The sequence below is a fragment of the Acidobacteriota bacterium genome, from assembly GCA_028874215.1.
Lineage (GTDB): Bacteria > Acidobacteriota > UBA6911 > RPQK01 > JAJDTT01 > JAJDTT01.
Window position 1 is genome coordinate 1 of sequence record JAPPLF010000011.1, and the last position, 21,644, is coordinate 21,644.

Genomic DNA, 21,644 nt, shown 5'->3' on the forward strand with positions numbered 1-21,644 from the left:
CCCCCCCCCCCCCCCCCCCCCCCCCCCGCCCGCCCCCCGCCCCCCCCCCCCCCCCGCGGCCGGGCGCCGGAGGGACAAGAGGTCATCCGGCCCCTGTCCGACCCCATCAAGAAGACGGGGGGCCTCATCATCCTGCGGGGAAACCTGGCTCCCGAAGGGTGCGTGCTGAAGATCTCCGGCGTCGACCGGGACGGTCACACGGGTCCGGCCCGGGTCTTCGACCGGGAGGAACCGGCGTTCGCCGCCATTAAGCAAGGCCGGATCAAGGCGGGAGACGTCATTGTGATCCGCAACGAAGGCCCCGTGGGCGGACCGGGCATGCGAGAACTCCTGCAGGTCACCGGAGCCGTGCAGGGTTCCGGCCTGGGCGACAAGGTGGCTCTGATCACGGACGGGCGCTTTTCGGGCGCCACCCGGGGCTTCGTGGTGGGGCACGTGGCTCCCGAAGCGGCCGTCGGCGGACCCCTGGCCGCCTTGCGGGATGGCGACATCATCACGCTGGACATCGAGGCACGGGTGATGAACGTGGACTTGAGCGACGAGGAGATCCGGGGCCGCCTCCGGAACTGGAAGCCCCCCGCGGAGCGGTCCAGGACCGGCGTCCTGGCCAAGTACGCCCGTACGGTCTCCTCACCCTCGGACGGCGCCGTTACCTTTCCGCTCGACTGATTCCGAGCGCGGCCCCGCGCTCGGCACAGGCATCCCGGATCAGCCCCCGGACGCCGGGCCGTTCGACGTCTTCAACCGTCCGCATCTTGACATGGCGCATCCTGACGCCGGTCCCTTCCAGCAGCTTCTCCGGGTCCGCCAGGCTCGTGCCCCGGTAGAAGCCGAGATTGACCCAGGACTTGAACGGCATGATGTATGCGTACCCGTCGATCATTTTCCGGGGCCCGCAACCGTAAGTCGCGGCCCGGTCGCCCAGGCGCACCACTTCGCAGGCATCCGGATGAATCTCCAGGATCACTGCGCGCAGACGATGGACGACGGGTACCAGCGGTCCGGTCGAGAGCCGGACCAAATCATCGAACCGGCCAATCCTGGCCTTCGTCATGCGATCTCTCCGGCGTCCCTATGCCGATCTTCTCCTGCCCGCCACCACGAGGGCGATTCCTCCGAACAGAGCTCCCACGATCATGGTGTAGCCCACCCAGACGGTCATTTGGGGAACCACGCCCGACCAGAAAAACTTCCCCATGGCGCTCATCTCCGGAAACCCCGGAGGCGCGGCGTCGTAGTGGGTGCCCCAGTTGCCCAGAACCGCCGGCAGCGTGATGAGGATCACCGGAATCCGGGCCGCGAGGGCGTAGTAGAACAGGACCCTGCCCAATGCGCACCAGCCCCGGCAGGCGATGGACATTCCGGCGATTCCGCCGACGGCCGGAACCAGCATGGCAACCGGGTAGTTCTCGCCCACGAGCCAGCTGCCCCCGATAATGATGGCCACAGCCGCCGCCAGCCCCGCCGCCGAATAGGCGAGCACCCGGCCCGCGGAGGCGGGAGCACTGCCCGACCTGACCAGCTTCAAGGCGAAGTGGATCCCGAAGACCGGCACCAGCCAGGCGATCCCCACAATGGCACCGCCGCCGCCCGCTTCGGAATTGAACAACACCGGAGACCAACCGTTGAGCTCTCCGGTCAGGCGCAGGATGGTCACGGCCAAGGTGATCACTCCCGGCACCAGAATCATCTCTTTGACCGAACCCGGTCCATTGCTGCTTTCGGCCATCATGCCCTCCCCTCGTTTCTCTGCAAATCGACTTTAGTATGGATCACCAGCGCGGAAAGTCCACCCCAAGAACAACCGTCCGGAGTTTGACTCAGTCCCGGTTTCAGCCTAGTCTCCAAGCGTCCATGGACGATAGTCTCCGTCACGACTCCAACAGGCCGCAAACCCCGTCGGCAGGAGAGACATTGAGGATGAGACCCCTAACGCGTTCTTGCTTTTCCCGACGGCGTCCCACCTGCATCGGGCTCCGGTCCCGCTTGGCGATGTTCCCCCTGCTGGCCCTCCTGATGCAGGTCTCGGAGGCCGGAGACTGGACGCAGTTTCGGGGTCCCAACGGGTCGGGTGTCTCCACCACCCGGGATCTGCCGCATCGTTTCGGCCCCCAGGAAAATGTCCACTGGAAAACTTCCCTTCCTCCGGGCCATTCCTCTCCCGTCTTTTCCCGGGAGAGCATTTTCGTGACCGGCTTCCAAGGAGAAATCCTCTCCACGACTGCTCTGGATCGGAAAACAGGAGAAATCCAGTGGACCCGGAACGTCGCCAGAAACAGAGAGGGCAAGCTCCACCGGGACAACTCCCCCGCCTCTCCCAGTCCGGTGACGGACGGAAGCAACGTCTACGTCTTTTTCCAGGATCTGGGCCTTCTCGCCTACGACGCACGGGGAAACGAACTCTGGCGGGTTTCGCTGGGGCCGTACAATACTCCTTTCGGGATCGCCGCCTCTCCGATTCTCGCCGGCAACCATGTCGTTCAGGTCTGCGACGGTGAATCCGGATCGTTCATGGTGGCGGTGGACAAGGAGACGGGACGGATCGCCTGGCGAAATGAGCGTCCCTTGATGAGACGCGGCTTCTCGACGCCGGTCCTCTACCGGCCTGACGGCGGAGAGCTCCAGGTCCTGGTTCCGGGGTCATTTCAACTGGTCGCCTATTCGGCGGCCACGGGCGAGAAGATCTGGTGGAGCCGAGGACTGACGTGGCAGATGAAACCGACGCCGGTCATGGACGGAGACTTCGCCTACGTCCTGGGGTGGGCGGGCGCCGCCGACCCGGGCAATCAGGAGGACGTGATCCCCTTTGACGAAGCCCTGAAGAAACACGATGGCAACGGCGACCGGAAACTCTCCGAGGAAGAAGCCGAGGGAGCGATTTCGCCCAACTTCTCCACGTCTTGGCGCAACATGGATCTTGATCTGGACGGCTACCTGGGAGAACGGGACTGGGAGCTGTTTCGTATGCGCCGGGCATCGGTCAACTCCATTCAGCGGATTCGCCTCGGAGGAACGGGCGACGTGACCGGGACCGCCCGGGGGTGGCAATACCACAAGAGCCTGCCCAACGTGCCCTCCCCTCTCCTTTACGACGGCGTCATCTACCTGATCAAGGACGGAGGCATCGTCACTGCTCTCGATCCGGACACCGGAGCCGTCCTGAAGCTGGCCAGGCTGACGGAGGCCATGAGCCGGTATTTCGCGTCTCCGGTCGGAGGCGACGGCAAGGTCTACCTGCTCGGAGAGAACGGCGACGTCCCGGTCCTGAAGGCCGGACCGGAATGGGAGGTGCTGGCCGTAAATCGAATGGGTGAGGATGCCTACGCCACGCCGGCGCTGGTTGACGGCAAGATCTATTTACGCACCGTCAGCGCCCTCTACTGTTTCGACTGAAAACCCACACCGGACCGCGGGATTCAAGGCGGAATTCGACCAGTTGGCGAAGCCGCGCGCTGCCGAGGATATTTCCGGCGGAGCCTTGCAGCCATCAGCTTCGCAAGTATAATCTCCACCTGTGTACGCCAAGCGATCCGGCTGATCGAAATAAATGGCGTGCGCGTCGGCGGTGAAAGCCCTGGACGGCGCCGAGCCCGGTGAGGCGCCCTGCCGACCAGGCGCGGGAAACTCTCAAGATCGGACATTCGACAAGGTTGGAGGTATCGGTTTTTTTATGCCTTCTTCATTTTTTCTTCATATTCCTTTCGTATCCTCCGAGTGCGGAAACTGAAACGGGAGCCCCGTGAAGCGCACAGGTCTGCTCATCCTCAGCTCGCTTCTGCTGCAACCTGGTGGCGCCTTCCTGACCGCCGGGCTGTCGTCGACTGTCCAGGAGAAAGGCCCCCGGGCGCAGCAGGACGAGCCTGGAAAAAAGGAATCGGCAGACCGACCTCAGGACCCGGACTCCCTCCGGCCCTACTGGAAGGATGGAGTCCGGCTCGAAACTCCGGACAAGCGTGTGAGTCTCAAGATCGGCGGACGAATCCAGGCCGACTGGATGTGGATCAACGAGGATCAAGCCGTGAGGGACGCCATCGGAGACCAAACCAGCGGCAGTGAATTCCGCAGGACGCGCCTATACATGTCGGGCGACCTGTACGGTAACTTGAGCTTCAAGAGCCAGTTCGACTTCGCCGGAGGGTCGACGGCGCTGAAAGACGTATTCGTCGCCTTCAAGTCGATCCCCGGATTCGGGAACGTCAAGGTCGGCCACTACAAGGAACCATTCAGCCTGGAGGAACTCACCAGCAGTAACTACATGACGTTCGTGGAGCGATCGGTGGCCAACGTCTTCTCCTACTCCAGGAATGTGGGACTGACCTTCTACAACTCCCAATTGGGCCAGCGATTGACCTGGGCCGCCGGCGTCTTCCGGGATACGGACAACGGCGGCACCAGCCTGGGAAACGGAGTCGGCAGCACCTTTCGCCTGACGGGTGTACCGGCCCTCGACAAGCAGAAGGACCGGCTGGCGCACCTGGGTGTCAGCTACAGTTTGAGACGGCCCAGCGACGGCGTCCTGCGTTGGCGGCAGCGCCCGGAACTCCACCTGACCGACCGTTACGTGGACACTCGTTCCTTTGCGGCCGATCGGGTTCAAATGCTGGTCCTGGAGGGCGCCGTGGTGAGCGGACCCTTTTCGGTCCAGTCCGAATACACCCACTCGGCGGCCCGGTCGCGAATCGCCGGAGACCCGGTTTTCGGGGGCTTCTATGTCTATGCCAGCGTCTTCCTGACCGGCGAGCAGCGGAACTACAAGGCTTCCTCGGGGTTCTTCGACCGGCTGCGGCCCCGAAAGAATTTCGCGCCGGGAGAGGGACCTGGGGCCTGGGAGCTGGCGCTCCGGTATTCCAGGCTCGACCTGACCGACCGCGCCATCCAGGGAGGCCGCCTCAACAACGTTACGGCGGCCGTGAATTGGTACCTGAATCCGGTGGCCCGGGTCATGTTCAACTATGTCCACGGCGACCTGTACGAGGTCGGCACCACCCACGCCGTGGTCACGCGGCTCCAACTGAATTTCTAATATCTGCAACCAGATGAGGAAACCGGATCGATGACGAAAATGATGCGCTGGCTGTGTCTTTCGGGGTTTCTCCTGACCTCTTGCGGCGGTGGCGACGATTCAGGCGGGATGCGCGGCCGAGTCAGGGTCGATGGTTCCAGCACGGTATTTCCCATCACCGAGGCCGTCGCCGAGGAATTTCTGAAGGTCCATGGCAGGGTCCAGGTCACGGTGGGGATTTCCGGGACGGGCGGAGGATTCAAGAAGTTCAGTGCCGGTGAAACCGACATCAACGACGCCTCCCGTCCCATCAAACCCATCGAGGAGGAGGCCGCCAAGGCGAACTCGGTCCAGTTCATCGAACTGCCCGTGGCCTTCGACGGGATTTCCGTCGTCGCCAATCCCGAAAACGATTTCCTGGACCATTTGACCGTGGAGGAGTTGAGAAAGATCTGGCAGCCCGGGAGCATGGTGAACAAATGGAGCGACATCCGTGCGGAATGGCCCGACAGGAAACTCAACTTGTACGGGCCCGGACCCGATTCGGGGACCTTCGATTACTTCACCGAGGCGGTCAACGGCAAGTCCCAAGTCTGCCGTCCCGACTTCACTGCCAGCGAGGATGACAACGTCCTGGTTCAAGGCATCTCGGGAGATCCGGACGCTCTGGGCTTTTTCGGGTTCGCCTATTACGCCGAAAATGCCTCGCGCCTGAAACTGATCCCCGTCGACGGGGGCGACGGACCCGTTTATCCGACGCACGAGACCATCAACCAGAACACGTACAAGCCACTCTCCAGGCCCGTTTTCATCTACGTCAACGACCAGGCCCGCCGGGAGGAGGTCGTGGCGTTCGTGGAATTCTACCTCCGGGAGGCTCCCAATCTGGTTCAGGAAGTGGGTTACGTGGCGCTGCCGCCAGAAATCTACGAGTTGGCATTGCACCGCTTCACCAACGGCATCACGGGAACGGTCTACGGCGGCGGGCATGCTGCAGGCGTCTCATTACTGGATCTGTTCCAGGTGGGCAGCTAGCCGCCAACTAAAGTTCCTCCGCACAATTCACCTCAGAAATGACACTCCAACTCCGGAAGAAAGGGAAGGTTCGCGAGAAGCTCATCGGTTGGCTCCTGCTGGGTTGCGCCTGCGTCTCGGTGGCCACGACCGTGGCCATCATCCTGGTTCTGCTGACGGAATCGGCCCTCTTCTTTCGCGAAGTCCCCATCCTGGATTTCCTGTTCGGCACCCGCTGGACGCCGCTGCTGGAACCCCGCTCCTTCGGCGTCCTGCCCTTGCTCTCCGGAACCCTGCTCATCGTGATCGGCTCTTCCCTGGTCGCTCTTCCGGTCGGCTTGGCCACGGGCATTTATCTGTCTGAATACGCTTCGGACCGGATCCGGGAGGTGGTCAAGCCGGTTTTGGAAATCCTCGCCGGCATCCCCACTGTCGTGTACGGGTACTTTGCCCTGACGTTCGTCACGCCGGTTCTACAGACGTTGTTCGACCAGATCCGCATCTTCAACGCAGCGAGCGCCTCCATCGTCGTGGGCATCATGGTGCTGCCCATGGTGGCCTCACTCTGCGACGACGCCTTCCGGGCCGTGCCCAAGTCGCTCCGGTATGGGGCCTATGCCCTGGGCGCCACCCGGCTGGAAGTCACCTTGGGCGTGACCCTTCCGTCGGCGACATCGGGTGTGGTGGCATCGTTCGTGCTCGCGGTCTCGAGAGCCATCGGAGAAACCATGGCGGTCACCCTGGCGGCGGGAGCGACTCCGAAGTTGACGCTGAATCCCGCGGAGAGCATCCAGACCATGACGGCCTACATCGTCCAGGTCAGTCTCGGAGACACTCCGGCCGGCACCATTGAGTACCAGACCATCTTTGCGGTCGCCGCCCTGCTTTTCGCCATCACCTTGTTCATGAACGTGGTCGCCAACCGGGTCCTGCGCCGGTTCCGGGAGGTGTACGAGTGAAGAGTCTGGCCGCTCGCCGGCGTCTGGCTTCCATCTTCCGTCACGTCTGCGCCATGGTGACCTGGGGCGGCGTCCTGCTGCTGGCGATGCTGCTTTATCACGTCAGCCGCCAGGGAGTGGGTTGGCTCAACTTGGAGTTCCTCCAATCGTTCCCCTCCCGTTTTCCCGATCGGGCCGGCATCAAGTCGGCGCTCTGGGGAACCTGCTGGGTGATCAGCTTCACCGCCCTCTTTTCCATCCCTCTGGGAGTGGCGACCGCCATCTACCTGGAGGAGTATGCAAGGAAGGGGAGGCTGGCGCGCTGGATCGAAATCAACCTGTCCAATCTTTCGGGAGTCCCCTCCATCGTCTTCGGCATCCTGGGACTCGTCATCTTCGTGCGGATGATGTCACTTGAGCGAAGCGTGCTGGCCGGCAGCCTGACCTTGGCGTTGCTGATCCTGCCGGTGATCGTCATTGCCGCACGGGAGGCGATCCGGGCCGTGCCCCAGTCCATCCGGCACGCCTCGTACGCCCTGGGAGCGACTCGTTGGGAGACGGTGCGGCACCATGTTCTGCCGTCCGCCTTCCCTGGAATCCTCACCGGCGTCATCCTGGCCGTTTCCCGCGCCATCGGCGAGACGGCTCCCCTGATCATGATCGGAGCCCTCACCTACGTGGCCTTCGTGCCGGAGAATCCGATGTCGCCTTTTACGACTCTTCCCATCCAGATCTTCAATTGGTCTTCACGGCCCCAGCAGGAATTCCACTATGTGGCCGCCGCCGGCATCATCGTGCTGCTGGTAGTCTTGCTTCTGATGAACGCGACTGCCATCTATATCCGGCACCGGCTGGGGAGAAAAACGGGAAGATAAGTCCAGACTGAATTGTTGGCCATGAACAAACCGATTCTGCAGACCATCGATCTCAGCATCTCCTACGGAGGGATTCCGGCCGTCCGGAACGTCTCCCTCTCCGTTCAGGAACGTGGGATCACCGCCATCATCGGCCCCTCCGGTTGCGGCAAGAGCACGCTGCTCAGGGCTTTCAACCGCATGAACGACCTGATCGAGGGAGCCAGCCATAAGGGCACGGTGCTCTACCGCGGCGAGGACATCTACGCTCCGGACGTGGACCCGGCCGACGTCCGGCGGCGGGCCGGAATGGTCTTCCAGAAGCCCAATCCCTTCCCCAAATCCATTTATAAGAACGTGGCCTGGGGGCCTTCCATCAACGGCTATCCCGGGGACCTGGACGAGCGAGTCGAACGGTCACTGAGACAGGCGGCTCTCTGGGAAGAGGTTCGGGGCCGGATGGACGAATCCGCCATCAACCTTTCGGGAGGCCAGCAGCAACGGCTCTGCATCGCCCGGGCCCTGGCCATGGAACCGGAGGTCATCCTGATGGACGAACCCTGTTCCGCGCTGGACCCGGTCTCCACCGCCCGGATCGAGGACCTGATGTTCGAGCTCAAGGAGCGCTATTCCATCGTGATCGTGACCCACAACATGCAGCAGGCGTCCCGTGTCTCGCAGCATACGGCTTTTCTCGAGAATGGTAAGCTGGTCGAGTTCGGTACAACCCAGACCATCTTCACGCGTCCCCGGGAGAGGCGAACCGAAGAGTACGTGACGGGACGTTTCGGCTAGGAGAATCGGCGGGCCGTAGCCCGACGATACCGGCGTCGGGCAGTCCCGGTCCGGGAGGCTAACCATGACCAAGCACATGGTGCGCGACTTCGAAAACCTGAAGCGGAAGCTCCTCGGCTTGGGAGGCATCGTCGAGGAGGCCATCAACAACGCCATCCTGGCGTTGCTCGACCGCCGGCACGACTTGGCGGAAGAGGTCATTTCCGGAGACCGCCAGATCGATCTCAAGGAAGTGGATCTGGAGGAGGACTGCCTCAAGGCCCTGGCGCTCTATCAACCGGTCGCCGGAGACCTTCGATTCATCATCACGGTGCTGAAAGTCAACAACGACCTGGAGCGCATGGGCGATCTGGCCGTCAATATCGCCGAACGCGCCTCCTACCTCTCCGTTCACCCGGCGCTGAAGGTTTCGCTGGACTTCGCACAGATGGTGACCGGCGTCCGCCGGATGGTGCGGGACAGCCTGGACGCCCTCATCCGGATGGACACCGACCTGGCCCGGACGGTCCTCAGCATGGATGACGAGATCGACGCCATCAACCGGGATATGTTCACCTCGCTGCAAGAGCTGATGAGACAGGAATCCGACACGGTGGAGCGGTCGGTCCACCTGCTGTCCACCTCCCGGAACCTGGAGCGGATTGCGGACCTTTGCACCAATATTGCCGAAGACGTGGTCTTCATGGTGGACGGTGATCTGATCCGACATCGGAACAAGGACTACCGGAAACCGATTCCCCCGGATCGGAACTGATCGGCGGCGCTGCTCGAGTCGACACGGCGACCGGCGATTCGTTCCCACCGGCGAGCCTGTCCACCACACCCCTGCGCAAGGTTAGAATGGGGTCATATTCGGAAATCCGAGATGCCCATCCGCGGGTTCATTCTGCAAGCGACCTATCGCATCGAGTCCCGGCGTCCCGTCGTGCATCTCTTCGGCCGGTTGGAAAACGGCGATCCGTTTCTGGTCCGTGACGACCGGGAGATCCCCCACTTCTACATCGCTTCGCGGCACCAGGCCCGGGCGCGGCAACTGAACGCGCGGTCCCTGGTCCCGTCCCGCTTTCGCGCCATGGATGGAACTCCTCTGGCGCGAGTCAATCTCCGGATGCCGTCCGACACTCCCGCTCTGCGCAATCGCCTCATCGAGCATCACATCCCCTGCTATGAGGCGGACATCCCCTTCGCCACCCGGTTCCTGATCAATCGCGGGATCCGCGGTTCGCTGGAGATCGACGGAGAGGGGCGCCGAGTTCCCGGACTGGGATGGGTCTACCAGAACCCCGATCTGGCTCCGGCGAACTGGACACCACGGCTTTCGACCCTTTCCCTGGATATCGAGACCGACCCCGGCGCCAAGACCGTGTTTTCGGTGGCTCTGCACGGCTGCGGGACGTCGGAGGTCCTGCTGCTGGACCCGGACGGGGGCGAATCGGCGGGAGGGGCCGTCTGCTTCCGGCGGAAGGAGGGATTTCTACGGGCTTTCTGCCGGAGAGTCCGGGAACTGGACCCGGACGTCCTCACCGGCTGGAACGTGGTGGACTTCGACCTTCGTGTCCTGGACCGCCTGAGCCGTGACTGCGGTGTTCCACTTCGGTTGGGGCGAGGACGCGAGTCCATGAGGCTGCGGCCGTCCCGCTCCCCGTGGGTCAATCGGGAGGCCCGGATTCCGGGCCGGGTGGTGGCCGACGGGATCCACCTTCTCCGGGGATCCTTCGTCCGGCTCGAACGCTACACCCTGGACTTCGCCGCCCGTCACGTGCTGGGAGAGGGGAAGACGCTCCACGGGGCCGACCGGCCGGCCGAGATCGTGGAGAGCTTCCGCAACGACCGGGAACGATTCGTCCTCTACAACCGGACCGACGCCCGGCTCGCCCTGGAAATCCTGGAAAAACTGAAGGTCATGGACCTGGCCGTGGAGCGAAGCCGGTTGACCGGCCTCCCCATCGACCGGGTGAGCGGGTCCATCGCGGCCTTCGACTTCCGCTACCTGACGGAGCTCCACAAGAGGCGCATCGCCGCTCCCAGTGTCGGCGCCGCCTCCAGCGCGGCCCCCAGTCCGGGGGGACACGTCCTGGAGCCCGAGCCGGGCCTCTACGAACAGGTTCTGGTCTTCGACTTCAAGAGCCTTTACCCCAGCCTGATCCGCACCTTCCAGATCGATCCCCTGGGCTACCTCGCCCGGCCCGATCCGGATCAGGACCCCATCGTGGCCCCCAACGGGGCCGCCTTCCGGCGCGAACCCGGCATCCTGACGCAACTGCTGAACCATCTCTTTCCGCGCCGCGACGCCGCCAAGGCCGCAGGCGACCAAGTCGCCAGCCACGCCATCAAGATCCTCATGAACTCCTTCTACGGCGTCCTGGGCACTCCGGCCTGCCGCTTCTACCGGCCCCAACTGGCCGCGGCCATCACCACCTTCGGCCGGGAGATCCTGCTCTGGTCCCGGGACCGATTCCGGCACTACGGTTACCGCGTCCTATACGGAGACACCGACAGCCTCTTCGTACTCTCCGGCGAGCAGACCACCGCCGCGGCCCAGGCCCGGGGAGACGAATTGGCGCGGCGCCTCAACCGGGACCTGGTGAGCCATGTCTCGGAAAAGTGGAGGGTGAAGAGCCGCCTGGAGTTGGAGCTGGAGCGGCTCTACCGGAAATTCTTCATCCCGGCGACCCGCCAAGGGGGGCGCGGCGCCCGCAAGCGGTACGTGGGCTTCGTCGGCGACGGGCCCGATGCCGAGGTGGTCTTCACCGGCATGGAGGTGGTCCGGACCGATTGGACCGCACTGGCCAGGACGGTCCAGAAGGAACTGTACCGGAGGCTCTTCGCCGAAACCGACGTCGGCCCCTACCTGCGCGATACCGTGGCGAGCCTCCGCGCGGGCCGTCTGGACCACCTGCTCGTCTACAGCAAGACGCTGGGGAAACCGCTCGACGAATACCGGAGCACGACTCCCCCGCACGTTGCCGCGGCCCGCAAGATGACCGGGAAGCCGGGACGCCGGATCTCCTATCTCATGACTCTGGCCGGTCCGGAACCGGTAGGCGAGACCACGGCCGGCATCGACCGTGAGCACTACGTCCAAAAACAGGTTCGCTCGGTGGCCCAACCGGTCCTGGACCACCTGGGCCTGAAGTTCGCGAAGGTCATCGGTGATGATCGTCAGCTGGAGCTGTTCTGAACGATTCCTCAACGCTGTCAGTTGAGGGCGTGGTTTCAGCAGGCTCGATGAACTGGGCAATGATCAGAATGATCACCGCCACCACGGATCCGATCTGGAAGATGAGGGCGTACCCGAATCGATCCCACAGGAATCCGCCGACCAGTGGCAGGGTCACCGCCGCCACGTGGTTCAGCGTCACACCTAGTGAGATGGTCGGGCGCAGGTCGGCGGTGCGGGCGATCCTGTTGAGATAGGTGCTCAAAGATACGGAAGCCAGAAACAGAAGGCGGTCCACGCAATAAAGGGCATAGAGCACCCACTTGTTCTGAATGAAGGAGTAGCCCCAGAAGATCAGGATCAACATCGAGTAGGCGGCGCTGAGAATCTTGCGCTCTCCCAACCGGTCGATCAGGCGTCCGACCGTGGGCGCCGCCAGGACCGCCAGCAGGGTGCTGACGAACATGAGGACGATGATGTGCTCCGTGGTCGCGCCATGGACGAAGACCATGGAGAAGACGGCGAAAATGACGAAGACCTGGCGCCGGCACCCTTGGAAGAAGGTCAGGAGATAATAGATGAAGTACTCACGGCGGAAGACGAACCGGTCCTCGGATGTGACGGCCGCAGGGAGACGGACCGGAAAGATGGCGAATCCTCCCAGGATCACCGCCAGACCGGCCGCCAGGAAGACCCAGCGGAACCCCACGAATCCGATGAACCCGAAGGTCAGGACCATGGCCAGCAGAAATCCCGACTCGTCGATGCTCCGGAGTTGCCCCAGGCGCCTCCCTTTGTGGGCGTCCGACAGGGTCAGGGCCAGGGTCTCCCGCTGCGGAAGCCAGCCGTGAAAGCCCACGCTCCATACCAGAGAGGCCAGGATCAGGCTGCCGACGGAGTGGACGCCGAAGTAGGCGGCGACGCCAATGCCGGTCAAGATAAGCAGAAACCCCGCGAGACGAGCGGCCGGAAACCGGATGGAGATGGCGACCAACCCCACCGTCAGGAACCCTGGGATTTCCCGGATCGACTCCAAGACGCCGAATTGATGGGGCTGGATCCCGATCTCCTCGACGATGAAGTTGTTGAAGGTGGTCATGTAGACCGCGAACCCGGCGCTCAAGAGTCCGGAGGACAGCGCCAGCAGCTTGAAGTCCCGGCTCCATCCCCAAAGTTCAGACGTGATTTTTTGCTGATTTTTCGCCACGGGTTGATCGGTCGCACCCGTATACGCGCTGAGCCCGGGAGTGTCAATTGGGCCGCCATGATTCCAGGAGCTTCGGCGGCGGTTCGCCGACTCTCCGCCACGTCTGGAAGTGCTATAGTGTGACCCATGGCACATGACCGGCGCGGGTTCCTGAAAGGCCTGACCGCGACCGTGAATCCGGTTCGGGACCCCTTCGGAGAGATTCTGGAATCGGCCCGGTCCGCGGGATCGGAAGCGGCATTCGGGTCCCTGATCTCGAACCTCAAGGCGGAGAAGAAATATCCGCTGCTCTTCGAAGCCAGACTGATGCAGAAGCGCCATCAGTTGGGGCTTCCGCTGATCCTGACCGAATCGGCTTCCGGACTCGATCCCAAGACTCAGGGTGAATACGAGCAGGCCACCATCGCCGCCGCCCGGGAGGTGGGAGAACACTTCCTGGCGGACGGCGACATCATCGCTTCCTGGCCCTATTTCCGGGCCATCGGCGAGAACGGTTCCATCGCCGGGGCGATCGAGGCCATCCCCGCCGACGAAGCCGAGGACGCCGTCATCGAGATCGCCTTTTACGAAGGGGCGAATCCCAGCAAGGGATTCGAGATGATCCTGGCCCGCTACGGAACCTGCCGGGCCATCACCTCATTCTCCCAGTTTCCGAGTTCGGACGGACAGGAGGAGTCGGGACGGCTACTGGTGCGGACGCTCCACGCGGAGCTGTTGGCCAACCTGAAAAGCAGCGTCCGGCGCCGGGACGGGACGGCTCCGGACACCGGGAGCATCAGCGAGCTGATCGCCGGCCGGGACTGGCTCTTCGAAGGCAACACCTACTACATCGACACCTCCCACGTCAGTTCCGTGGTCCAATTGAGTCCCCGATTGGAAGATCGAGACTCTCTGATCCTGGCCCTGGAACTCACCGACTACGGGCGGTGCCTGTCGGATATGTTCCAGTACCCCGGCGAGCCTCCGTTCGAGGACCTCTACACGGACCACTCCTTCTACCTGAAGGCGCTACTGGGCCGGGAGGTCTCGGAGGGGGTGGCGCATTTCCGGAAGAAGCTGGGTGGATCGGATTCGGACCCGGATGGGACCTCCGCCGCCCAGGCCCTGGTGCGCCTGCTGGAGAGGATCGAACGCTACGACGAGGCCATCGAGGTCGGGGTGAAGTATCTGAAGGACTTTCCGGCTCACGAACTGAAGTGTTTGTCGGTCCCGCAGCTCTGCCAGATTTCCGGAGACTACGACCGCCTCCGCGAGGTGTCCCAAGACCAGGGAGACCTGCTGAGCTTCACCGCATCCGTGCTCTACGATTCCAAGAGCTGAATGGATCTTCGGCGTCCCGCCGGGGAGTGCCCCGGGGGACGCCGAATTCTTGTTCTCTCGAGCCGTCAGGAACCGGCGGCGACGACCTTGTTCTTCAGGACTCCGACCCCGTCGATCTCCACGGTGACCTCGTCTCCGGGCTGCATGCCCTTGGTGGTCCCCGGGGTTCCGGTGAAGATCAGATCTCCCGGTTCCAGTGTCACGTACTTGCTGATGAAGCTGACCGACTCGGCGATGCCGTGGATCATGTCGGAGATCTTGGCTTCCTGGCGGACCTCCCCATTGACCTTGAGCACCATGTTCAAGTCGCTGAAATCCACGCCTGAGAGGATGTAGGGCCCGGTGGGGCTGAAGGTATCCGCGGCCTTGGCCCGCCACCATTGGACGTCGTTTCTCTGCCAGGTCCGGGCGCTGATGTCGTTGCCGCAGGTGATGCCCAGGACATAGTCCATAGCCTGCTCAAGCGACACGTTCCGGGCCCGCTTGCCGATGACGATGACGACTTCGGCCTCGTAGTGCACCGGATCCGTGTCGGTGGGCTGGACGATATCTCCCCCCTGGGGCAGCAAGGAGGAGGGCAGCTTGATGAAGGGTTCCGGATAGGGGTTCGGCTCCGAATCCCCGATGTGGGACTTGTAGTTCCCGGCCAGGGCCAAGACCTTGGAGGGGTTCTTGCTGGGCACCAGAATGGTGACTTCCGAAAGGGCATGGGTGGTTTCGGTCTTCTCCCAATCGCCGTAGAGGTCCCCGCTCAGTTGACGGACCTGATCCCCCTCCAGAATGCCGTACGCTTCCTGGCCATCCACGCTGAAACGCAGATACCGGGTCCCTTGATCCTTATGGCTCGAAGCCTGACAGGCCTGGGTGAATCCCAACCCCGCCAGCAACAGGAATATGCTTGTCCGTCGCAACATCATTCAGGTCCTCCAATACGTCGATGACTAACCGGGAAGGGCGTCAGCATATAGCGGCTTTTCCGGCCCTGTCAACGGGAAGACGGACACGCTCGGAGACCGTTCACGCCCGACGGCCCACGACGTGGATCAGGATGAGAATGGCCGTCGCGCCCGGCCATTCCGGAAGGGGACGGCCATTCCGAAAGGGGACAGTCTGTTTCTGCGGGGGACGATTCCGGAAGGGGACAGTCTGTTTCTGCGGTCTGTTTCTGCGAGGAACGCGGAAGGGGACCGCGCGCGGAACGGGAAAGTCTGTTTCCCTGCATGTTTCTCCGCACGCCTCTACGCTGGGGGAGAAGAGCTAGCGAGAACTCCGCTTGCCTTTTTTGAAGGCGATCTCTCGTCTGTTTCCGTTCGCATCCTGCACGATCCACCGCCCGTGTCGCTTCCCCTCCACGAACGGGCCTTGTGCGACAGTGCCATCCGCGAGCCGCACCACCCATCGCCCGTGTTGCCTGCCGGTCCGGAGCTGCCCAGTCTCCTCGGATGTTTTCTTTCCCTTCGCCCAGACCCATTTGAGAGTCCCCACCCCTTGAGCCAAGCTCCCGGCGCACTCGCCCGTCCAAGTCACCGTCTGGTTACGCATGAGGTGCCCGTTCCAGATGTAGCATCCTGGCCGGTTGGCCACCTCCATCCAACACTCAGCGCCTTGCGCCTGCCCGCCGCAGGAGACGCGTTCAACTGTCGCCCAAGCGAGGTTCCCCAGCAAAACGAGTAGTGCCCCGGTTGCGATCAGCATGGGCTCCTTCTCTTTCCTTCTCATTGACCCGCATTGCGAATGTCTGACATCACCGCAAAATCAAAGTCGCCTGCCTGAATCGCCGGTCAATGTGCGGATCCAGGGTAATCCCTCCCAGATAGTAAACGAAGGGCGCATTCCGTTCCGGAAGGGGACCGTTCCGGAAGGGGACAGTCTGTATCTCCGTATGCTGATTTTCTTGAGTTTCCTTCGCCTTTCCCGGTTCTGAGTCGTTCTTGTTATCAGAGGCACGAACCGATCTCCGCCGATTCCGAGTTCGGACGACCTAGGACCACCGCCATGCCCCGAACCGCACGGCACAAGAGCACCGAAGCCGCCTTCTATCACCTCACCAATCGAGTCGCCGGCCGACCCGATTGGTTCCCCTTGGAAGACCCCCAGGCCCGTCGCAAACTCCTGGACATGATGGTGTTTTACGTCAATGCCTACCGCTGCCGTCTGGCCGCCTTCCAGATCATGGGCAATCACTATCACCTCATCGTCCATTTCGAGAAGCCCCGGTCGTTGTCCCGCAAGGAGTTGAAAAAGAGCACCCACAAGCTCTATGGCGAGCAGGCCGAGAAGAAGACCGCCGATTGGACCGACGTCCAGTGGGAGGCTCTCAATCGGCGTCTGTTCGACGTGTCGAGGCTGATGGCGGACGTCAACGGACTCTATGCCCGGTGGTTCAACCGCCAGTTCGGCCGGCGAGGCCATTTTTGGAGTGATCGTTTCAAGAACTCGGAACTCTTGGGAATGGAAGCCGTACAGGACGCCGTCCTGTACGTGGAACTCAACGCCGTGCGGGCGGGACTGGCCAACCGGCCGGAGCAGTGGAAGTGGGGCTCGGCCCGCTGGCGACGGTTGGGCAAGGATGAGGACCTGATTCCCCTGGAGGAACTGTTTCCGTCGGTTCCCGGAACCGACGTGTACGGTGGTTACCGGGCTCGCTTGTACTATCGGGGAGCCGTCCCCACCAAAGACAACCAAGCCGCGATCCCGCAGTGGATCCTCCAGCAGGAGGAGCGGCGTGGATTCGCCCGAGCCGGAGCGTTCCGCCAGCGTTTGCGATTCCTGACGGACGGTTTGGCCGTGGGGCCAGCCGAGAAGGTGGCGCAGTTGCTGGACGCGTATCGGCAGCAAGGCCGGTATCGACGTCGCCGACACCCAATCCCCCAACTGGGCGGAGTGCTGTTTTCCCTGCGTCCACGGATATAATCTCGTAAGTGGTGCAATAATTATAGTTATGATCTATTCTCCAGAATAGATTACCTCATTGAATCCCACTTTAAAAACCGGAATCCATGCGACCGTATTGGAGGTCCGTGGACGGTAACCGTTGTAACCGTTCGGTCAGGCCGTGAAGGCTTGTACCCGGACGAGGTTGGAGGTGCCTGCAATCACAGGCGATCCGTGGGTTCTGCTCACTGCGCCTCCCAAGGTACCGGCACCAAGGCACGGCCCGAACCCCGGTCAGTCCCGCTTGCTGACCGGCCTGCCGCCCCAGCGCAGCGGCGGGACCGGCTCGCCGCGCTCGCAGCACTCGATCAACTGGTCCAGCCTTCGGAGACGGGTCTCCTCCTTCTTGGCGCTGTTGATCCAGGCCGATACGCCCTTTCGGTACGCCAGCCGGGTGGCTCGGAAGAAGCCCCATGCCTTGGGACGGGCCCGGATCCGTTTCTCCAGCGACGCGGGCAGGGCCCTGGCGGCCGTCTGGTAGTCCGGCAAGGACGTGGCCCGGGCCTGGAACACCGCGATCCCGGCCTCTTCCACGAGCCCTTCGGCCATGAGGGCTTCCATCCGCGAGACGTTGCGCTTGCTCCAGCGGCTCCCCGCCCGGCGTGGAGTGAACCGGATCTTGTAGCTCGTGGCGCCGAGACTCTTGCGGAGACCGTCGATCCAGCCGAAGCAGAGCGCAACGTCGACCGACTGTGCCCAGTCGATGCTCGGTATCTCTGTGTGCTTCTTGTAGAAACCAATCCACTGTTCGTCCAGCTTGTCGTGATGGTCGCGGAACCAATCCCTGAGTTCCTCGGCGTTGGCAAAGAATCGGAGCGGCATGGTGTTTTCTCGGACGCGGCTCGAACGGACAGCCGAGCTGCCGCGACGCCGAGCCGGCGACGCGCGGTTCAATGCCTACTATGTTGACGAACAATAGGGGGATGCTAGCATCAGACGAAGCAAGTTTATGGCTACGATCCTGATTCCGTTTCCCCCGTACCGGCGGGGATGGACCGAGAGTTCGCAACGATTTGGTCGGATCGCGTGATGTGTAAGGACTTTACGGCCGACGATCACCTGCCGTTATCCTTTCCAAGAGAGTTCTTACCGCCGCGAAGAGTGGTTCAAGCCCGACAGCAACCCAACGTGCATTGGTCACTGCGGCGAGGATGCCAGCAGCCCGCTCTTCCACGGGTTGACCGAACGGTTACGTACGAACCGCGTCCGTCCCGAATCACCATCCGCCCATGGCCTGTGGGCTGGCAACTCGGGCGGCCACTTTCCTACACCTTTTTCATGGCCGCCAACAGCGTGGCAGCAGGCCGGGAACGCGATCATCAGCCCCCTGGTTAGAAATGCGGTCTAGAGAGGCCAGTCGCGGAGGAGCCGTTCCGTTTCCTCCGAATGGGTGGTTTCGTCGCGTACCATGTCTTCGAGCTGGACCACCAATCCTTTGTCACCCAGTTCTTCCGCATGCTGGGCCCGCTCCGTATAGTCACGCATCGCCTGTCGCTCGGCCGCCAGGACCTGCTCGACCATCTCCCTGTTTGTAGCAGCCGCCGGGACCGGCCGGGGCACCGTGGTCGGCTCGCCGCCCAAGGCCACGATCTTGTTTGCCAGGTACTGGGCATGCAGCTGCTCGTCGGCCACTTCACCGAGAAAGAACTGAGACAACTGAGGCCTGTAGGGCCCCGTCGTCTTGGCGGCGTAGGTCAGGTATTGGATGATCGCACCCAACTCTCCGGCCAGGTCTTCATTCAGATTCTCGATCATCTCCTGCTTGGTCATGTTCCGCTCCCTTTCTGCCCCATAGTCCGGTCGTCGCTCTTGTCCCTGTAACACGGCCAGGATGGAATGAACCAACTCCCAGTTTTTGTCTTTCGTTTCAACCTGCACCGGTTTGACCAGTCCTTCTGCCCTACATCCCGAACAGTGCCTTGCGCAGTTGGGTTTGGACTTGCCTTTGAACCTCCCTTCCGTCGAAGTAATGGGGACTCCCGTGGATGTTGTCGAATTGGAGGTCTTCTCCTCTCAGCAGGCTTTTCAGCGACGGGATCACGTCTTCCTTGTGATACCGCGCCAGTCGTCTCCCGGTGTCCGAGACTATGACCAGTTCCGCCTCCAAGACAAGGGTGTACTCCCCGGTGTCAGACGGAACGTGGAGTACGGCGTTCGGCGCGATGTAGTCCGGACGGCTGTGGACAACTCCAACGGTGAAGGCCAAAACGGCTGCAACGGCAATGACAACGAGTTGAGTCTTGGGTGTCATGTTTCTCGCCTCCTCTATTCTGGAATCCTGTAGACCTTGCCGGGGTACGAACAGCATCCTGTTACTGCACCGGGGTCACAGGCACGCTGGTCAGGTGAAACTGACCGTGGTCCAGATAGTCCACCCGGAGGGCTATCATGTAGACTCGATTGTTGCCAATCGCAACCCTCAACGGCCCTTTTTCAAAATCCGATCTTGGTGGGAATCCGCGCTACTTATTCCTCCGATGCCATCTCCTCGTCAGGCCTCATATGTCCACTCAACGGGACCACCGGCAGCGTGGTGAAGATCCCGTTGTTGGCGTCCAACTCCACGGCAACGCCGGTAAATTCCGGATTTCTTTCTCCTGCCAGGGCCGTGCAGCGCAAGGACCCGGTGAAATTGGACGTATCGTGCTCGAACAGCTCGCTGATGAACATGGCGGTCTGCCCGTTGGCCGGCAGCGTGACCTCCTGCATTTCGATCATCTCTCCACTCATCATCAAGTGGCAGGTCAACGTCAGTTCCGACTCACTCAGATTGCGCAGGGCCGCTCCCGTGTCGATCCCTCCCATCTGACGGCGGACCGGGATGATGGCGCCCTGAACCGATTGGCTGGCTCCCACGCCGGCCACCCCGATACCGGGGGCGTCAAAGCGAAGCACCCCGCCGATGGGGCTGTCGAGGCCTTCGGTGACCACCTTCACCGAGCCGGTCGTGAGGTCGCCCATGCCGTTGGTCGAAATGGTGATCTCTCCCAGGACCGGCAGTTCGGACTGGAGGGTCAGGGCACCGAAGTCTGTGGCTTCCAGATTCCCTACGATGTCCACCATCGATTCTGGATCGATGAGTTCGCCGCCCTTGCCGTAGAAATAGACCAGCGGCCGGATCGGCGTGGCGGCCAGGTTCACCAACACGACGTCGGAGCTGACGGAGTCGCCGTTGGCGAAATGGGCAAAGTCCAGCGCCATCTGGCTTCCCTTGTAGAAACCGGAGCCGAGGATCAGCGTCAGGCCGGGGAATACGGGGAAATCTTCAGGAAGTGTGAAAGGGGCGGCGTAGCCGACCTTGGCGGAACCTGTGTCCTCGTCCCCGACCACCGAGGGGTCGTCCCAGTAGTATTCAACGAAGCCTCCCCCCGCTTGGGCCTTCTCGATCAGCCTTCTCACAACTGGGAAATCGTTGATGGTCTGAGAATCGATCAGGTTTCGGCCGACCTGGTCCGGACGCGTCGCGTGAAAGAGGACAACCCCCTCTTCCGTCAGAATGTACAGGTAGGTGGATCCCTGTCTCCAAGGCCCTCCCTCTCTGCGGTATTCTTCCACCAATTGAAGCAGGTCGGCGCCGAACTCATTAAAGACTTCCCGGTTCCATCCAACAGCTCCATGGACGAAAGCCTTGAGCGTCTCCCGGTCCACGACATCGCCGGCGGTGATCGCCGGCGGGTCGGGAAATTCGCCGATGTCGGTCACAACATCAGAGAGATCCTGGTAGTAACCACCGACCAGCAAAAGAGCCCCTCGACCCAGCGGAGATGTGTATTGGACGGTGTAGCAGGTTTTGGGATTGGGGTCGGCCGGGTCTGAGGGATCGTCCCAGGAATATTCGACAAAGTCTCCGTCTTCCATGCTTTGGGCCGCCGCGAGCATTTTCGGAAAGACCTTCTCACCACGGTCGTCTTCAACGTTCGACAGGTCGATTCCGACGAAGTTCTGATCCTTTGCATGAAAAAGCACGGTGCCGCTCAACCGAAGAAGGATCAGATAGGTGTTTTCGTGTTTCCAATCCGCTTCTTGCAAGGTATCCACCAGTGCGGCGCCTTCATCGGGATCAGTAATGCTGATGATGTAATTTCTTGCGCCGAGGACAAAAGCCTTCAGGGTTTCCCGATCCTTCACCTCACGGGCTGTGGGAGGGTCGTCCTGAGCCAGCAAGGATGGAAGGGAACCAGATGTGACGGCCAAGCTCAGCAATATTCCGCAAATAGTCATCGTTCGTATGGACTTCATGTTGGTTCTCCCCCGTGGGTCAGTCTGGGCGGACACAGCAAGCACGAAATAGCTGATTGCCCATGGAACCGTCTCCTTGGAAAGCGATAGACAGGCTATACTATTCGGGTGAAACTGGAGTGAAAGTGCGGTCAGATAGGGCGAAAATATTGTGAAAAGATCGATCCTTTGTGGGCTGCGG

General features: G+C 62.1%; 19 protein-coding genes. 11 read left to right on the forward strand and 8 right to left on the reverse strand.

Going from position 1 to position 21,644, the window contains the following annotated elements; translation table 11 throughout:
• The coding region (locus OXT71_02370) for a dihydroxy-acid dehydratase (GenBank protein ID MDE2925226.1) at positions 1–669 on the forward strand (669 nt) is incomplete at its 5' end.
• Here the strand turns inward: OXT71_02370 and OXT71_02375 are convergent.
• Both OXT71_02375 and OXT71_02380 read right to left on the reverse strand, forming a co-directional pair.
• Positions 650–1,054 (reverse strand): DUF1801 domain-containing protein, encoded by a 405-nt coding sequence (locus OXT71_02375; protein MDE2925227.1) that lies wholly within the window; start codon positions 1,052–1,054, stop codon positions 650–652. The genes OXT71_02370 and OXT71_02375 overlap by 20 nt on opposite strands.
• An 18-nt stretch (positions 1,055–1,072) precedes the next feature.
• On the reverse strand, positions 1,073–1,732 hold the full coding sequence (locus OXT71_02380; GenBank protein MDE2925228.1) for a hypothetical protein: 660 nt from the start codon (positions 1,730–1,732) through the stop codon (positions 1,073–1,075).
• Positions 1,733–1,920: 188 nt separating this feature from the next.
• Between OXT71_02380 and OXT71_02385 the strand changes: the two genes are divergently transcribed.
• The 8 genes from OXT71_02385 (at position 1,921) to OXT71_02420 (ending at position 11,784) form a co-directional block, all read left to right on the forward strand.
• Positions 1,921–3,393 carry a PQQ-binding-like beta-propeller repeat protein gene (locus tag OXT71_02385; protein ID MDE2925229.1) on the forward strand — a complete coding sequence of 491 codons (1,473 nt, stop codon included), beginning with the start codon at positions 1,921–1,923 and terminating at the stop codon, positions 3,391–3,393.
• Positions 3,394–3,739: 346 nt separating this feature from the next.
• A complete protein-coding gene (locus OXT71_02390) occupies positions 3,740–5,023 on the forward strand; it encodes a porin (protein ID MDE2925230.1) in 1,284 nt (427 codons plus the stop codon).
• Positions 5,024–5,062: 39 nt separating this feature from the next.
• Entirely contained in the window at positions 5,063–6,037 is a 975-nt protein-coding gene (locus OXT71_02395) for a PstS family phosphate ABC transporter substrate-binding protein (protein ID MDE2925231.1), read from the forward strand.
• Between the two features lie 38 nt (positions 6,038–6,075).
• Positions 6,076–6,975: a phosphate ABC transporter permease subunit PstC gene (pstC, locus tag OXT71_02400; GenBank protein ID MDE2925232.1), complete on the forward strand. Its 900-nt coding sequence runs from the start codon at positions 6,076–6,078 to the stop codon at positions 6,973–6,975.
• Positions 6,972–7,829 carry a phosphate ABC transporter permease PstA gene (pstA, locus tag OXT71_02405; protein ID MDE2925233.1) on the forward strand — a complete coding sequence of 286 codons (858 nt, stop codon included), beginning with the start codon at positions 6,972–6,974 and terminating at the stop codon, positions 7,827–7,829. The genes pstC and pstA overlap by 4 nt, the downstream gene beginning before the upstream one ends.
• 21 nt (positions 7,830–7,850) lie before the next feature.
• The gene (gene pstB / locus OXT71_02410) at positions 7,851–8,603 is read left to right on the forward strand and encodes a phosphate ABC transporter ATP-binding protein PstB (protein MDE2925234.1); all 753 of its coding nucleotides are present in this window, start codon (positions 7,851–7,853) and stop codon (positions 8,601–8,603) included.
• Between the two features lie 64 nt (positions 8,604–8,667).
• Entirely contained in the window at positions 8,668–9,357 is a 690-nt protein-coding gene (gene phoU, locus OXT71_02415; GenBank protein ID MDE2925235.1) for a phosphate signaling complex protein PhoU, read from the forward strand.
• A gap of 111 nt (positions 9,358–9,468) precedes the next feature.
• Positions 9,469–11,784, forward strand: a complete 2,316-nt coding sequence (locus OXT71_02420) for a DNA polymerase II (GenBank protein MDE2925236.1) — start codon at positions 9,469–9,471, stop codon at positions 11,782–11,784.
• Here the strand turns inward: OXT71_02420 and OXT71_02425 are convergent.
• Positions 11,750–12,970 (reverse strand): MFS transporter, encoded by a 1,221-nt coding sequence (locus OXT71_02425; GenBank protein ID MDE2925237.1) that lies wholly within the window; start codon positions 12,968–12,970, stop codon positions 11,750–11,752. The two genes, OXT71_02420 and OXT71_02425, sit on opposite strands and share 35 nt — an antisense overlap.
• A gap of 126 nt (positions 12,971–13,096) precedes the next feature.
• Here OXT71_02425 and OXT71_02430 point away from each other — a divergent pair, with 126 nt between their 5' ends.
• Positions 13,097–14,290 (forward strand): hypothetical protein, encoded by a 1,194-nt coding sequence (locus tag OXT71_02430; protein ID MDE2925238.1) that lies wholly within the window; start codon positions 13,097–13,099, stop codon positions 14,288–14,290.
• 65 nt (positions 14,291–14,355) lie between these two features.
• On the opposite strand, the gene OXT71_02435 is transcribed toward OXT71_02430, so the two are convergent.
• On the reverse strand, positions 14,356–15,207 hold the full coding sequence (locus OXT71_02435) for a fumarylacetoacetate hydrolase family protein (protein MDE2925239.1): 852 nt from the start codon (positions 15,205–15,207) through the stop codon (positions 14,356–14,358).
• A gap of 1,078 nt (positions 15,208–16,285) precedes the next feature.
• Between OXT71_02435 and OXT71_02440 the strand changes: the two genes are divergently transcribed.
• Positions 16,286–17,203, forward strand: coding sequence for a hypothetical protein (locus tag OXT71_02440; GenBank protein MDE2925240.1), 918 nt, complete (start codon positions 16,286–16,288; stop codon positions 17,201–17,203).
• A 255-nt stretch (positions 17,204–17,458) separates the two neighbouring features.
• Here OXT71_02440 and OXT71_02445 read toward each other — a convergent pair whose 3' ends face one another.
• The 4 genes from OXT71_02445 to OXT71_02460 form a co-directional block, all read right to left on the reverse strand.
• Positions 17,459–18,046 carry a YdeI/OmpD-associated family protein gene (locus OXT71_02445; GenBank protein ID MDE2925241.1) on the reverse strand — a complete coding sequence of 196 codons (588 nt, stop codon included), beginning with the start codon at positions 18,044–18,046 and terminating at the stop codon, positions 17,459–17,461.
• Positions 18,047–18,568: 522 nt separating this feature from the next.
• Positions 18,569–18,994: a ferritin-like domain-containing protein gene (locus tag OXT71_02450; GenBank protein MDE2925242.1), complete on the reverse strand. Its 426-nt coding sequence runs from the start codon at positions 18,992–18,994 to the stop codon at positions 18,569–18,571.
• A gap of 130 nt (positions 18,995–19,124) precedes the next feature.
• A complete protein-coding gene (locus tag OXT71_02455; protein MDE2925243.1) occupies positions 19,125–19,475 on the reverse strand; it encodes a hypothetical protein in 351 nt (116 codons plus the stop codon).
• Positions 19,476–19,690: 215 nt separating this feature from the next.
• A complete protein-coding gene (locus OXT71_02460; protein ID MDE2925244.1) occupies positions 19,691–21,418 on the reverse strand; it encodes a cache domain-containing protein in 1,728 nt (575 codons plus the stop codon).
• Positions 21,419–21,644: the final 226 nt, after the last annotated feature.